This window comes from Isoptericola sp. AK164 (assembly GCF_029643425.1).
Lineage (GTDB): Bacteria > Actinomycetota > Actinomycetes > Actinomycetales > Cellulomonadaceae > Isoptericola > Isoptericola haloaureus.
The window spans coordinates 1,953,297-1,967,195 of sequence record NZ_CP119106.1; the positions used below are offsets into that span (position 1 = coordinate 1,953,297).

Below are 13,899 nucleotides of genomic sequence, written 5' to 3' on the forward strand. Positions count from 1 at the left end.
GCGGGGCCGTCCCGCCCGGCGGGCCGTCGTCAGTAGGTCGTCAGGCCGTGGGACCGGAACACCTCTCGCACGGCCTCGGTGGCCTCCGCCGTCGGCGGCTCGGTGCCCTCCAGCTCGTAGGTCCGCCCGAGCTCGGCCCACTTGTCGCGGGCCATCTGGTGGAACGGCAGCACCTCGACGCGCTGCACCGTGCCGGGCCGGACGGCCTCGATCGCGGCGGCGTGCTCGGCCACCAGCTCGACGTTGCGCGGGTCGTCGGTCAGCCCCGGCACCAGCACGAACCGGATCCAGACCGGCACGCCGCGCTCGGCGAGCCGCCGGCCGAAGGCCAGGGTGGGGGCCAGCGGCCGACCGGTCACGTGCTGGTAGGTCTCCTCGTCGCCGGACTTGATGTCCAGCAGCACGAGGTCGGTGTCGTCGAGCATCTCGTCGGTGGCGTTGGCCCCGAGGAACCCGGAGGTGTCCAGGCAGGTGTGCACGCCGCGCTCCTTGGCCCCGCGCAGGATCCGTGCCGCGAACGCCGGCTGCATGAGCACCTCGCCGCCCGAGAGCGTGATCCCGCCCCCGGTGGCGCCGAAGATGCCGCGGTACCGCTCGATGCGGGCCAGCAGGTCGTCGGCCAGCACCGGGCCGCCGTCCTTCATGGCCAGCGTGTCGGGGTTGTGGCAGTACACGCACCGCAGCGGGCAGCCCGACAGGAACACCGTCATGCGGGTCCCCGGGCCGTCCACCGCGGTGACCAGCTCCCACGAGTGCACCGAGCCGAGCGCGCCCGAGCGCATGAGGTCCAGGCGCTCGGACCGCTCGACGTCGGTGGTCGCCAGCCCTCGCAGGCCGGCACCTGCCCGGCGCACGGTGGGGGCGTCCAGGGGCACCGGGCAGGTCGTCATCTCAGATCGCTCCGTGGAAGGTCCGGGCCAGCACGTCGAGCTGCTGCTCGCGGGTCAGCCGCACGAAGTTCACGGCGTACCCCGAGACCCGGATGGTCAGCTGCGGGTAGTTCTCCGGGTGCTCCATGGCGTCCTCGAGCGTCTCGCGCACCAGCACGTTGACGTTCATGTGGTATCCGCCGGAGCCGAAGGAGGCGTCGAGCAGGCCGGAGAGGTTGGTGATCTGCTCCTGGCGCGTCCGCCCGAGCCCGGAGGGCACGATGGTGTTCGTCAGGGAGATCCCGTCCTGGGCGTCGGCGTACGGCAGCTTGGCCACCGACAGGGCCGAGGCCAGCATGCCGTGCGTGTCGCGGCCGTTCATCGGGTTCGCGCCCGGGGAGAACGGCTCGCCGGCGCGGCGCCCGTCGGGCGTGTTGCCCGTGGCCTTGCCGTACACGACGTTCGAGGTGATCGTCAGCACCGACTGGGTGGGCAGCGCGTCCCGGTACATCTTGTGGGTGCGCACCTTGGCCATGAACGACTCGACCAGCTCCACGGCGATCTCGTCGGCACGGTCGTCGTCGTTGCCGTAGGCCGGGTAGTCGCCCTCGGTGACGTAGTCGACGACGACGCCGCGGTCATCGAAGACCGGCATGACGGTCGCGTAACGGATGGCCGACAGCGAGTCGGTGGCCACGGACAGGCCGGCGATGCCGCAGGCCATGGTCCGCAGCACCTCCTTGTCGTGCAGCGCCATCTCGAGCCGCTCGTAGGCGTACTTGTCGTGCGACCAGTGGATGCAGTTCAGCGCCTCGACGTAGGTCGCGGCCAGCCAGTCCATCGTCTTGTCGAACCGGGCCCGCACGTCGTCGTAGTCCAGCGGCTGCCCCTCGGGCACCGGGGCCACGGCCGGGGAGACCTGCTTGCCGCTGACCTCGTCGCGTCCGCCGTTGATCGCGTAGAGCAGCGTCTTGGCGAGGTTGACGCGGGCGCCGAAGAACTGCATCTGCTTGCCGATCGCCATGGGCGAGACGCAGCAGGCGATGCCGGCGTCGTCGCCCCAGGCGGCGCGGATCTCGTCGTCCGACTCGTACTGCACGGCGGAGGTGTCGATCGAGACCTGCGAGCAGAAGTCCTTGAAGCCCTGGGGCAGGTCGGCCGTCCAGAACACGGTCATGTTCGGCTCGGGCGCCGGGCCCAGGTTGTACAGGGTCTGCAGCATCCGGAACGAGTTCTTCGTCACGAGCGTCCGGCCGTCGGTGCCCATGCCGCCGATCGTCTCGGTGACCCAGGTGGGGTCGCCGGAGAACAGGGCGTCGTACTCGGGGGTGCGCAGGAACCGGACGATCCGCAGCTTGATGACGAAGTCGTCCATGACCTCCTGGGCCTGGGCCTCGGTCAGGCGGCCGGCGGCGAGGTCGCGCTCGATGAACACGTCGAGGAAGGTCGAGGTGCGTCCGAGCGACATCGCGGCGCCGTTCTGCTCCTTGACCGCGCCGAGGAAGCCGAAGTACAGCCACTGCACGGCCTCGGTGGCGGTGCGCGCCGGGCCGGAGATGTCGACGCCGTAGGAGGCGGCCATCTCCTTGAGCTCGCCCAGGGCGCGAATCTGCTCGGCGTGCTCCTCGCGGGCCCGGACCACGGACTCGCTGAAGGGCTCGACGTCGAGGGTGAGCTTGTCGAGCTTCTTGGCGGCGATCAGCTCGTCGACGCCGTACAGCGCCACGCGGCGGTAGTCGCCGATGATGCGGCCGCGGCCGTAGGCGTCCGGCAGGCCGGTCACGACGTGCGAGCTGCGCGCGGCCCGGACGTTCGGCGGGTAGACGTCGAACACGCCCTGGTTGTGGGTCTTGCGGTACTCGGTGAAGACCTTCTTCAGGTCCTGGTCGACCGGGTAGCCGTAAGTGTCCAGCGCCCCTTCGACCATCCGCCAGCCGCCGTTCGGCATGATCGCGCGCTTGAGCGGCGCGTCCGTCTGCAGGCCGACGATGATCTCGCTCGCGGAGTCGATGTAGCCGGGCTCGTGGGCGGTGATGCCGGCCGGTACGTCGTAGGAGACGTCGTAGACGCCCTTCTCGCGCTCGGCGGGGAACATCGCGCTCAGCCGTGCCCACAGCGCGGTGGTGCGCTCGGTCGGGCCGGCGAGGAACGTCCCGTCCCCGGTGTAGGGGGTGTAGTTGCGCTGGATGAAGTCTCGGACGTCGACGGTGTCGCACCACGGTCCGGGGACGAAACCTTCCCATGCGGCACTCGTGGCGGTCGTACGTTCTTCCTGGACGGTCATCGCCCCGCTCCTTCACGCTCGCTGGTGATGCTTCCACGATATCGTGAAAACCTTCACAAGCAATGGTCTGACCACATGTCCGGCCGTAACGTCGATCACAGACGCCGCCGGCCGTCACGCAGGTCACGACATCTCCGCCCGGACCGTCAGGACGGTACGGGCGGAGGCACGCTGCGGCCGGACCGCGGGTCGGGTCGCGGGCCGGGCGTCAGTCCTGGGCGAGCTCGGCGAGCGCGTCGCGCACCGCGTCCTCGGCCTGCATGCGCTGTGCGGTCATGATCTGCTCGCGGCTGGCGTGGTCGAGGAACTCCACCGGCAGACCGGTGTGCACGAACGGGGTGCGCACGCCGCGCTCGGCCGCGCGCTGGGCGAGCATCGCCCCCACGCCGCCGTCGACGACGCCGTCCTCCAGCGTCACCACGAGGTCGTGGTCCCCGGTCATCTTCACCAGGTTCTCGGGCACCGGCAGCACCCACGTGGGCGCCACGACCTCGACGGCCAGGCCGTGCGCGGCGAGCGACTCCCCGGCCGCGATCGCCGTGGCGGCCATCGCCCCCACGCCCACGACGAGCACGCTCGCCCCGGTGGCGGCCTCCGGATCCGGCGCGCGCCGGGCCACGACGTCGACGCCCTCGAGCGTCTCGAGCGCCTCGATCGGCTCGTCGAGCGCGCCCTTGGGGTAGCGCACGACGGTGGGTGCGTCGTCGACGTCGACGGCGGTGCGCAGGGCGTCGCGCAGGGTCGCCTCGTCGCGCGGGGCGGCCAGCCGCAGCCCCGGCACGATGCGCAGCATCGCCATGTCCCACATGCCGTTGTGGCTCGCGCCGTCGGCGCCGGTGATGCCGGCACGGTCGAGCACGAACGTCACCCCGGCCTTGTGCAGGGCGACGTCCATGAGCAGCTGGTCGAAGGCGCGGTTGAGGAAGGTCGCGTACACGGCGACCACGGGGTGCAGCCCGGCGAACGCCATGCCGGCGGCCGACGTCGCGGCGTGCTGCTCGGCGATCCCGACGTCGAAGGTGCGCTCGGGGAACTCCTCGGCGAAGGGGGCCAGCCCCACCGGGTGCAGCATCGCCGCGGTGATCGCGACGACGTCGGGCCGGCGGCGGCCGATCTCGACGATCTCCTCGGCGAAGACCTGGGTCCAGCCGAACCGCGAGGGCGCCACCGGCAGGCCGGTCTCGGGATGGATGGTGCCCACCGCGTGGAACCGGTCGGCGACGTCCTCCTCGGCGGGGATGTAGCCGCGGCCCTTCTCGGTGATGGCGTGCACGATGACCGGCCCGCCGAACGTCTTGGCGCGGCGCAGGGCGTGCTCCATCGCGGACACGTCGTGGCCGTCGACCGGACCGATGTACTTCAGCCCGAGGTCCTCGAACATGCCCTGGGGGGCGACGACGTCCTTGAGGCCCTTCTTCAGCCCGTGCAGCCAGTCGTAGGCGAACCGTCCGGGCGGGCCGGTGCGGTGCAGCGTGCGCTTGCCCCACTGCAGGAACGCCTCGTACCCGCGGGTGGTGCGCAGCGTGTCCAGGTGGTTGGCCAGTCCGCCGATGGTCGGCGAGTACGAGCGGCCGTTGTCGTTGACGACGATGACCAGCCGCCGGTCCGGGCCGGCGGCGATGTTGTTGATCGCCTCCCAGGCCATGCCGCCGGTCATCGCGCCGTCGCCGATGACGGCCACGACGTGACGGTCGTCGTGGCGGCCCACCGTGTTCGCCTTGGCGATGCCGTCCGCCCAGGACAGCGCCGTCGAGGCGTGGGAGTTCTCCACGACGTCGTGCTCGGACTCGGCCCGGCTGGGGTACCCGGACAGCCCGCCGCGCTTGCGCAGGTCGGAGAAGTCCTGACGACCCGTGAGCAGCTTGTGCACGTAGGACTGGTGGCCCGTGTCGAAGACCATGGAGTCCCGCGGCGAGTCGTAGACGCGGTGCAGCGCGATCGTCAGCTCCACGACACCCAGGTTCGGCCCCAGGTGCCCGCCGGTGCGCGACACGTTGTGCACGAGGAAGTCGCGGATCTCGGCGGCCAGCCGGCGCGTCTGGGCCGGTCCGAGCCTGCGCACGTCCTCGGGCGCGGTGATCGTGCTCAACAGCCCCATACGTTCCTCCTGCGGATCATCCGACAACTCTAAGTGCTGTTCGTGACGTCCTGGTGCAGCGGATGCGCGGTAGATTCGAAGGGTGCGTTTCCTGCCGGGCCAGCAGCCCACCACCGACCTGACCTACGGCGACGTCTTCATGGTGCCGTCCCGCTCGGACGTCACCAGCCGCTTCGACGTCGACCTCTCCAGCGACGACGGCACGGGCACCACGACGCCGATCGTGGTCGCCAACATGACGGCCGTCGCGGGCCGCCGCATGTCCGAGACCGTGGCCCGCCGCGGCGGGATCGCGATCCTGCCGCAGGACATCCCCGTCGACGTCGTGGCCGACGTCGTGGCGGACGTGAAGTCCAAGGACCCCGTCGTCGAGACGCCCGTCGTGGTGACCCCCGCGGACACCGTCGCCGACGTGCTGTCCCTGCTGGGCAAGCGGTCCCACGGCGCGGCCGTCGTGGTCGACTCCGGCCGCCCCGTGGGCGTGGTCACCGAGGCCGACTGCACCGCCGTGGACCGGTTCGCCCGCGTCGAGGCCGTCATGTCCACCGACCTGGTGACCCTGGACGCCCAGCGGATCGAGGACGACGGCCTGGCGGCCACCTTCGAGCAGCTGCACGCCGCCAAGGTCCAGCTCGCCCCCGTGGTGCGCGACGGCGTCCTGGCCGGGGTGCTGACCCGCAAGGGTGCCGTGCGCTCGACCGTCTACTCCCCCGCGCTCGACGCCGAGGGCCGGCTGCGCGTGGGGGCGGCGGTCGGGATCAACGGCGACGTGGCCGCCAAGACCCGCGACCTGCTCGACGCCGGGATCGACGTGCTCGTCGTCGATACCGCGCACGGTCACCAGGACAAGATGATCGCCGCCCTGGAGGCCGTGCGGTCGGTCGACCCGCAGGTCCCGGTCGTGGCCGGCAACGTGGTCACCGCCCAGGGAGTGCGCGACCTCGCCGCGGCCGGCGCCGACATCCTCAAGGTGGGCGTCGGCCCGGGCGCCATGTGCACCACCCGCATGCAGACCGCCGTCGGACGCCCCCAGTTCTCGGCCGTCCTGGAGTGCGCCGCCGCGGCCCGCGAGCTCGGCAAGCACGTCTGGGCCGACGGCGGCGTGCGCCACCCGCGCGACGTCGCCCTCGCGCTGGCGGCCGGCGCCTCGCAGGTGATGGTCGGCTCCTGGTTCGCCGGGACGTACGAGTCGCCCGGCGACCTGCACGAGGACGGGTCCGGACGCCTCTACAAGGACTCGTTCGGCATGGCCTCGGCCCGCGCCGTGGCCGCCCGCACCGCGGGTGGTTCGGCGTTCGACCGCGCACGCAAGGCGCTGTACGAGGAGGGCATCTCGACGGGCAAGATGTACCTGGACCCGCGCCGCCCGGGCGTGGAGGACCTGCTCGACGAGATCACCTCGGGCCTGCGCTCGAGCTGCACCTACGCCGGGGCGCGGACCCTGGCCGAGTTCGCCGAGCGCGCCACCGTGGGGATCCAGTCGGCCGCCGGGTTCGCCGAGGGCATGCCGGTGGCCACCTCCTGGTGACGGGCGTGCCCGGCTCCCCCGCCTCGGCGCGCGACCAGCTCGCGGCGCTGGTGCGCGACGACGCCTTCACCGGTCCGTGGCCGCACGCCCGGGGCGACCTCGACCCGCAGGTCGCCCGGCCGGCGTCGGTGCTGGTGCTGTTCGGCGTGCTGGACGGCCTGCCGGCGGACCACCACGCCCAGGCGCAGGCCGTCTCGCACGACCTCGACGTGCTGCTGCTCGCCCGGGCGGCGACCCTGAGCTCGCACGCGGGCCAGGTCGCCTTCCCGGGCGGTCGCGCGGACGCGGACGAGGACGCCGTCTCGGCCGCCCTGCGCGAGGCCCGCGAGGAGACCGGCGTCGACCCCGACGGCGTCGACGTGCTCGGCACGCTGCCGGCGCTGCCGATGCCGGTGAGCAACCACGTCGTCACGCCGGTCCTGGCCTGGTGGACCCGCCAGTCCCCCGTCGGCGTGGTCGACCCGGCCGAGTCCGCGCACGTGTTCCGCGCGCCGGTGGCCGACCTGCTCGACCCCGAGCGCCGCGTCACCACCGTGCTGCGCCGCGGCGGCCAGGTCTGGCGCGGTCCGGCGTTCCAGGTGCACGACGCCGGCACGCAGCACCTCGTGTGGGGGTTCACCGCAGGCGTCCTGGACGCGCTCTTCGACCACCTGGGCTGGACCGAGCCCTGGGACCGCGGGCGCGAGCTGGAGATCGACCCCTGATGGTCGCCGCCGAGGTCGAGATCGACGTCGCGCTGGTGCGGGCGCTGCTCGCCGCCCAGCACCCGGACCTGGCCGACCGCCCGCTGCGCGTCGTCGCCGAGGGCTGGGACAACGTCCTGGTGCTCCTCGGCGACGACCTCGCCGTGCGGCTGCCACGCCGGGAGGCCGCGGCCCCGCTGATCGAGCACGAGCAGCAGGTGCTGCCCCGGCTGGTCGAGCGGCTGCCGGTCCCCGTCCCCGCCCCGGTGCGCCGCGGGAGCCCGAGCACCGACCCGCCCTACCCCTGGTCGTGGTCCGTGGTGCCCTGGTTCGCCGGCCACCGCGCGGCCGCCGTCCCGCGGTGGCGGCGCCGTCGGCTCGCCGGACCGCTGGCGGCGTTCCTCGACGCCCTGCACCGGCCCGCCGACGACGCGCCGGTCAACCCGGTCCGGGGCGTGCCGCTGACCACCCGCGACGAGGCCGTCCGACGCCGGCTCGCCGACCCGCGGGTCCGGCACGCCGACCGGCTCGAGCGCGTGTGGCAGGACGCCCTGGCCGCCCCCGTCCACGACGGGCACGCGCTCTGGCTGCACGGCGACCCGCACCCCGGCAACCTCGTCGTCGACGACGACGCCGGCCTGGCCGCCGTCGTCGACTTCGGGGACGTCACGGCCGGGGACCCGGCCACGGACCTGGCCACGGCGTGGCTGACCTTCGACACCGCCGGCCGGGAGGCGTTCCGGTCCGGCCTCGCGCACCGCTACCCCGCCGGCGACCCGGTGTGGGTCCGTGCGCTCGGCTGGGCGGTGGCGATGGCGACCGCGATGGTCGTCGACTCCTCGGCCGAGCACGACTGGCTGCCGCCGCTCGGCGCCGCGGCGCTGACCCAGGTGCTCGCCGACTCCTGACCGAGCAGACTGGTGCCATGAGCGCACCGGAGCCCCCTGCCGCCGTCCCCGCCGACATCCCCACCGACGTGGCGGCGTTCGTCGAGTCCGTCGCCCGCCCGGCCCGACGCCGGGACGCCCGGACCCTGCTGGAGCTGATGGCCCGCGTCACCGGCGAACCCCCGGTGCTGCACGGCACGATCGTCGGGTTCGGGCGCTACCGCTACGAGTACGCCTCCGGACGGTCCGGGGAGGGCCCTGCCGCGGCGTTCGCACCGCGCGCGGCCCACAGCGTCGTCTACCTCATGGACGGCGTCGACGCACACGCCGAGGACCTCGCGCGGCTCGGCCCGCACCGGACCGGCGTCGGCTGCCTGTACCTGACGAACCTGGAGAAGGTCGACCTCGCGGTGCTCGGGACGATCGTCGCCGACTCCTACGCCACGCTGACGTCCGGCACGTACGGGCTCCGGGCCCGCGACGGGGGCGCCTGACCGCCGGGCACCCCACCCGCCCCGCTGTGGTGAGGCGCCCCGGCCGGCGTTTCAATGGAAGCAGAGCGAGGAGCGGCAGAGCCATGAGCAGCGACCGGGATCGCGCGACGACGCGGCCGGCGGGTTCCGAGCAGTCGGCGGAGGCCCGTCTCGAGAGCTGGCGGGAGGCGCTGCGGCGGCACGAGGCCGACGACGTCGAGGGACGCACCGAGCGCCTCCGGGCCCGGATGGCCACGCTGCAGGAGGCGGGCCTCGACACCGACGAGGCGTTCCTCGTCGCGATGATGCGCCAGGACCGGGACGACCCGGTCGCGCGCGACGTCGCCCGCGAGCAGGCGGCGGTGTTCTGGCGGCGGTTCGACCGGGCACCCGCCCCCGAGGGCGACACCGCGGTCGACTGGCGGGAGGTCGGTGTCGTGGCGCTGCTGGCCCTCGGTGCCGGCGTCAGCGTCAAGCTGGGGGTCGCCGAGCTCGACAGCACGGCGTTCGGGCACAACGTCGCCCTGCTCGTGGCGCCGTTCCTCGGCGCCTACTTCGCCTGGAAGCGACGGGTGTCGTGGCGCACCGCGGCCGTGCTCCTGCTCGCCACGGCCGTCCTGGCCGTCGCGATCAACGTCTACCCGTTCGACGTCGGCGGGGCGACGGGCTTCCTCGCCGCGCTGCACGCGCCCGTCGTCCTCTGGGGGCTGATCGGCGTCGCCTACGCCGCCGGGCGGTGGCGCTCGACGGCGGGCCGGCTGCGCTACCTGCGGTTCACCGGCGAGCTGGTGGTCTACTACGCCCTCATCGCCCTGGGCGGCAGCCTGCTCGTCGGGCTCACGATCGGCCTCCTGACCCTGGCCGGCGTGGAGTTCCGGAGCGTGATCGAGGACTGGGTGGTGCCGATGGGCGTGCCCGCCGCGCTGCTGGTCGCCGCCTGGCTCGTGGAGGCCAAGCAGGAGGTCGTGGAGAACATCGCCCCGGTGCTGGCGAAGATCTTCGTCCCGCTGACCACCGTCACGCTGCTCGTCAGCGTCGCGGTGCTGGGGGCGGTGGGCAGCCTGACGACCGTCGACCGCGAGTTCCTCATCACCCTGGTCTCGGTCCTCGTCGTCGCGCTGGCGCTGCTGCTGTACGCGGTGGCGGCCCGCCCGGCCGGTCAGCGGCCCGGGTTCTTCGACGGCGTGCTGCTGGCGATGGTGCTGGCCGCCGTGGCCGTCGACGGTGTCGTCGTGACGGCGATGGCGGCCCGGACGGCCGAGTTCGGCTGGAGCCCCGCCAAGACCGCCGCCCTGGGTCTCGGGGTGCTGCTGGCCGTGCACCTGGTGTGGTCGGCGTGGCGGCTCGTCGCGATGCTGCGTCGGCGTGACGGGGTCGCCGCGCTGGACCGGTCGCAGGCGGCGGTGCTGCCGTTCTACGTCGGCTGGGCCTTCGTCGTGGTGATCGCCGTCGGGCCGGTCTTCGGCTTCGTCTGAGGCGCCCCTCTTGCGATACCTCGCACCTCGAGGGTTAAATACCTCGTACATCGAGGGATAGAGGCGCTATGCACATCGACAAGGACCTCGTCGCGGCCTCCGCGACACCGCTCGTGCTCGGCATCCTCGCCGAGGGCCAGTCGTACGGGTACGCCATCGCCAAGCGGGTGGCCGATCTGTCCGGCGGCCGGATGAGCTGGACGGACGGCATGCTCTACCCCCTGCTGCACCGCCTGGAGCGCCACGGCCTGGTCGAGGCGTCCTGGGGGCGGTCGGAGTCGGGACGTCGCCGCAAGCACTACGCCCTCACCCCGGCCGGGCACGAGGCCCTGGCCGAACGGCGCCGGCAGTGGGACGTCGTCGCCGAGACCCTGGGCGAGGTCTGGCGCACGCTGTCCGACGGCGCCGCCGGCGCGGCGGCCCCGCGGCCGGCTGCGGGCCCGGCGACGGCCGGGGGCACGGCATGAGCGGCACCGACGCCCTCGAGGTGCAGGTCGACCGGTGGCGCGACTACGTGCGCCGCCATCGCGCCGTGGCGCCGGACGACGTCGACGAGATGACCGACCACCTGCGCGAGCGCATCGACGACCTGCGGGCCGCCGGGCTCGACGACGACGAGGCCTTCCTCGTCGCGGTCAAGCGCATGGGACGGCTGGACGCCGTCTCGGCCGAGTTCGCCCGCGCCCACTCCGAACGTCTCTGGAAGCAGCTCGTGCTCCTGCCCGACTCCCCCGCGCCGGACGCCGACCCGGCCCGCCGCGAGCTCGCCGTCGTCGTCGGCTGCGCCGTCGGGGCGGGGCTGGCCGTCAAGGCCGGCTCGACGTTCCTCGACGAGACGGCGCTGCTGCTGAACCTCGGCCTGCTCGTCGCCCCGTTCGTGGCCGCCTACCTCGGCTGGAAGCGTCGGCTGGCCGGGCGCACGGTAGCGGCGCTGCTGGCCGGCGCCGTCGTCCTCGGCGTCGTGCTCAACACCTACCCGTTCGACCCGGCCGGGTCGACCCTGCTGCTGGCCGCGCTGCACGCCCCGGTGGTGCTGTGGGCGTTCGTCGGCGTCGCGTACACCGGCGGCCGGTGGCGCTCGCCCGACCGCCGGATGGACTTCGTGCGGTTCACCGGCGAGCTGGCCGTCTACTACGTGCTGCTCGCCCTCGGCGGCGGCGTGCTGGTGGGCCTGACCGCCGGGCTCTTCAGCCTGACCGGCCTGGACCTGGAACCCGCGATGGAGCAGTGGATCCTGCCGCTGTGCGTGCCGGGCGCGTTCCTCGTGGCGGCCTGGCTCGTGGAGGCCAAGCAGGAGGTCGTGGAGAACATCGCCCCGGTCCTGACCCGCGTGTTCACGCCGCTGACGACGCTCATGCTGCTGGCCTGCCTGGTGGTGCTGGCCACCGCCGGGGACCTGACGACGGTCGACCGCGAGCTGCTCATCCTCATGGACGGCGTGCTGCTGCTGGTCCTGGCGCTCGTGCTGTACTCGGTCTCGGCCCGGGACCCGCTGCGCCGGCCCGGCCTGTTCGACGGCCTCCAGCTGGGGCTCGTCGTGGTGGCGCTGACCGTGGACGCGGTCGCGCTGACCGCGATGCTCACCCGGATCGCGGAGTTCGGCGCGAGCCCCAACAAGGTCGCGGCCCTGGGGCTGAACCTGCTCCTGGCGGTCCACCTGGCCCGCTCGGCCTGGCTGCTGCTCGGCCTGCTGCGCCACCGACGCGCCTTCGGGGACCTGGAGCGGTGGCAGACCGCCTACCTGCCCGTCTACGCGGCCTGGGCGGCGTTCGTGGTCGTCGCGTTCGGGCCGTCGTTCGTGTTCGCCTGAGACGCCCCGGGACGACGACGGCGGTCAGGCGAGCCGGGCGGCGTCCGCGCCGTGGGCCACCAGCACGGTGCGCACGGCGGCCAGCGCCCGGTCGTAGGCGCCGTCGTCGTCCAGCAGCAACGAGCGGTCGTTGGCCGTGCCGAGCAGGGCGACGAGCTCGAAGACGACCTGGGCCGGGTCGACGTCGGCGGCCAGCTCGCCGGCTCCGACGGCGAGCCCGACGTGGTGCTCCAGGTAGCCGTCCCACTCGCGCCGGACCGCCACGACGGCGTCGTGCACCGGTCCGGGCCGGGAGTCGACCTCGGTCTCGACCGCACGGAAGAAGCACCCGCCGGCGAACGTGCGGGTCCGGGAGTACGTGGACCATCCCTGCACGAGCGCCCACACACGGTCGAGCCCGGGCGCCGCCGCGCGGGCGGGCTCGATCACCGCGGCGAGGAAGATTCCTCGCGCGTGCTGGACGAGCGCGACCTCGAGACCTTCCTTGTTGCCGAACAGTCCCGCGATCGCGCTCTTGGTCGCCGGGGCCTCGGCGGCGAGCGTGCCGAAGGTCAGTCCGGCGAGCCCGTCCACGGAGGCGCGCTGCACGGCATGGTCGAGCACCGCGGTGCGCGTGCGGTCGCCGCGTCGCCGCCGGCCGTCCGACGACGGCACGGTGGTGGCGGTCTCCGGCTCGGCCCCGTGGATCGTCATGGCATCAGTCTACTCGAAATCTGTACGTACGATCGTTCAGATAGTGCTACGCTGAGGGAGTCCCGTCGTTCCTGGAGGTACACCGTGGTCCCTGCACCGATGCGCGCGACGTTCCGCACGCTGTCCGTCGTCGCTCCCCCCGTCGCCACCGGCATCGCCGCGCGGCTCTTCACCACCGTCGGCCCGCGGGCCCGGGTGCGCCCCGCCGACCAGGACGTCCACGACAGCGCCCGCCGCGGCACGGTGGACGTCGACGGCTCCCCCGTGACGACGTACCACTGGGGCGAGGACTCCCCGGAGGCACCGAGCGCGCTGCTGGTGCACGGCTGGCAGCGGCGCGCGAGCCGCTTCGGCGCGCTGGTGCGCGCGCTGGTCGACGCCGGGTGGTCGGTGGAGTCCTACGACGGCCCGGCGCACGGGGAGTCGCCCGGCGTCCGGCTCACCGTGCTCGAGCACATGGCGGCCATGCGGGCGATGCAGCAGCGGCACGGCGCCTACACCGCCGTCGTCGGCCACTCCCTGGGCGCCTTCACCGCGGGGATGGCGCTGCACGAGGGATTCCGCGCCGAGCGGTTCGCCGCCCTGGCCGCACCGACGAGCTTCGACTCCGTGGCCGCGACCTACATGCGGCTCGTCGGCATCGCCCCGCGCCTGCACGACCGGGTCTGCGACGACATCGCCCGGACGCTCTTCCCGGAGGTGCCGGACTTCCGCGCCCGGTTCGACCTGTGCCGGCGCACCGTCCCGGACACGGTGCCGACGCTGTTCGTCCAGGACGCCGACGACCGCATGCACGGCGCCGAGGAGGCGCAGGCGCTGCACGCCGCCCACCCGGGCAGCGAGCTGCTGATCACCGAGGGTCAGGGCCACAACGGCGTCCTGGACGACGAGGTGGTCGTCAAGACCGTCGTCGACCACCTGACCCGCGTCCCCGCCTGACCCGCCGCTCCCCCGCCCGCCCGCCTTCGTTGTGGGCATGAAATCTGCAGGTCAGGACCGAGTCCGACCTGCAGATTTCATGCCCACAACGCATGGCATGGCACGGCGCGGCACAGCACGGCGCGACCGGACCCGTGGCGGCACGACGACGCCCCGCCGC

At 73.4% G+C, this 13,899-nt stretch carries 12 protein-coding genes; 8 read left to right on the plus strand and 4 right to left on the minus strand.

Annotation, left to right across the window (positions count from 1 at the left end):
* Nucleotides 1-29 precede the first annotated feature (29 nt).
* The 3 genes from pflA to dxs form a co-directional block, all read right to left on the minus strand.
* Nucleotides 30-890 carry a pyruvate formate-lyase-activating protein gene (gene pflA, locus PO879_RS09095; protein WP_278234589.1) on the minus strand — a complete coding sequence of 287 codons (861 nt, stop codon included), beginning with the start codon at nucleotides 888-890 and terminating at the stop codon, nucleotides 30-32.
* Nucleotide 891: 1 nt separating this feature from the next.
* Nucleotides 892-3,153 carry a formate C-acetyltransferase gene (gene pflB / locus PO879_RS09100; protein ID WP_278234590.1) on the minus strand — a complete coding sequence of 754 codons (2,262 nt, stop codon included), beginning with the start codon at nucleotides 3,151-3,153 and terminating at the stop codon, nucleotides 892-894.
* 208 nt (nucleotides 3,154-3,361) lie between these two features.
* Nucleotides 3,362-5,251 carry a 1-deoxy-D-xylulose-5-phosphate synthase gene (gene dxs, locus PO879_RS09105; protein WP_278234591.1) on the minus strand — a complete coding sequence of 630 codons (1,890 nt, stop codon included), beginning with the start codon at nucleotides 5,249-5,251 and terminating at the stop codon, nucleotides 3,362-3,364.
* Nucleotides 5,252-5,333: 82 nt separating this feature from the next.
* Here dxs and PO879_RS09110 point away from each other — a divergent pair, with 82 nt between their 5' ends.
* From PO879_RS09110 to PO879_RS09140, 7 genes are all read left to right on the plus strand, one after another.
* Nucleotides 5,334-6,779, plus strand: a complete 1,446-nt coding sequence (locus PO879_RS09110) for a GuaB1 family IMP dehydrogenase-related protein (protein WP_278234592.1) — start codon at nucleotides 5,334-5,336, stop codon at nucleotides 6,777-6,779.
* A gap of 5 nt (nucleotides 6,780-6,784) precedes the next feature.
* The gene (locus tag PO879_RS09115; RefSeq protein ID WP_278234593.1) at nucleotides 6,785-7,483 is read left to right on the plus strand and encodes a CoA pyrophosphatase; all 699 of its coding nucleotides are present in this window, start codon (nucleotides 6,785-6,787) and stop codon (nucleotides 7,481-7,483) included.
* The gene (locus PO879_RS09120) at nucleotides 7,483-8,370 is read left to right on the plus strand and encodes an aminoglycoside phosphotransferase family protein (RefSeq protein WP_278234594.1); all 888 of its coding nucleotides are present in this window, start codon (nucleotides 7,483-7,485) and stop codon (nucleotides 8,368-8,370) included. Before PO879_RS09115 ends, PO879_RS09120 begins: the two co-directional genes overlap by 1 nt.
* 17 nt (nucleotides 8,371-8,387) lie before the next feature.
* The gene (locus PO879_RS09125) at nucleotides 8,388-8,843 is read left to right on the plus strand and encodes a DUF1801 domain-containing protein (RefSeq protein ID WP_278234595.1); all 456 of its coding nucleotides are present in this window, start codon (nucleotides 8,388-8,390) and stop codon (nucleotides 8,841-8,843) included.
* Between the two features lie 83 nt (nucleotides 8,844-8,926).
* A complete protein-coding gene (locus tag PO879_RS09130) occupies nucleotides 8,927-10,297 on the plus strand; it encodes a hypothetical protein (RefSeq protein ID WP_278234596.1) in 1,371 nt (456 codons plus the stop codon).
* Between the two features lie 68 nt (nucleotides 10,298-10,365).
* Nucleotides 10,366-10,764: a helix-turn-helix transcriptional regulator gene (locus tag PO879_RS09135; protein ID WP_278234597.1), complete on the plus strand. Its 399-nt coding sequence runs from the start codon at nucleotides 10,366-10,368 to the stop codon at nucleotides 10,762-10,764.
* The gene (locus PO879_RS09140) at nucleotides 10,761-12,107 is read left to right on the plus strand and encodes a permease prefix domain 1-containing protein (protein WP_278234598.1); all 1,347 of its coding nucleotides are present in this window, start codon (nucleotides 10,761-10,763) and stop codon (nucleotides 12,105-12,107) included. Before PO879_RS09135 ends, PO879_RS09140 begins: the two co-directional genes overlap by 4 nt.
* Nucleotides 12,108-12,131: 24 nt before the next feature.
* Here the strand turns inward: PO879_RS09140 and PO879_RS09145 are convergent, their stop codons facing one another.
* Nucleotides 12,132-12,800: a TetR/AcrR family transcriptional regulator gene (locus PO879_RS09145; RefSeq protein WP_278234599.1), complete on the minus strand. Its 669-nt coding sequence runs from the start codon at nucleotides 12,798-12,800 to the stop codon at nucleotides 12,132-12,134.
* A gap of 99 nt (nucleotides 12,801-12,899) precedes the next feature.
* Here PO879_RS09145 and PO879_RS09150 point away from each other — a divergent pair, with 99 nt between their 5' ends.
* A complete protein-coding gene (locus PO879_RS09150; protein ID WP_278234600.1) occupies nucleotides 12,900-13,739 on the plus strand; it encodes an alpha/beta hydrolase in 840 nt (279 codons plus the stop codon).
* Nucleotides 13,740-13,899: the final 160 nt, after the last annotated feature.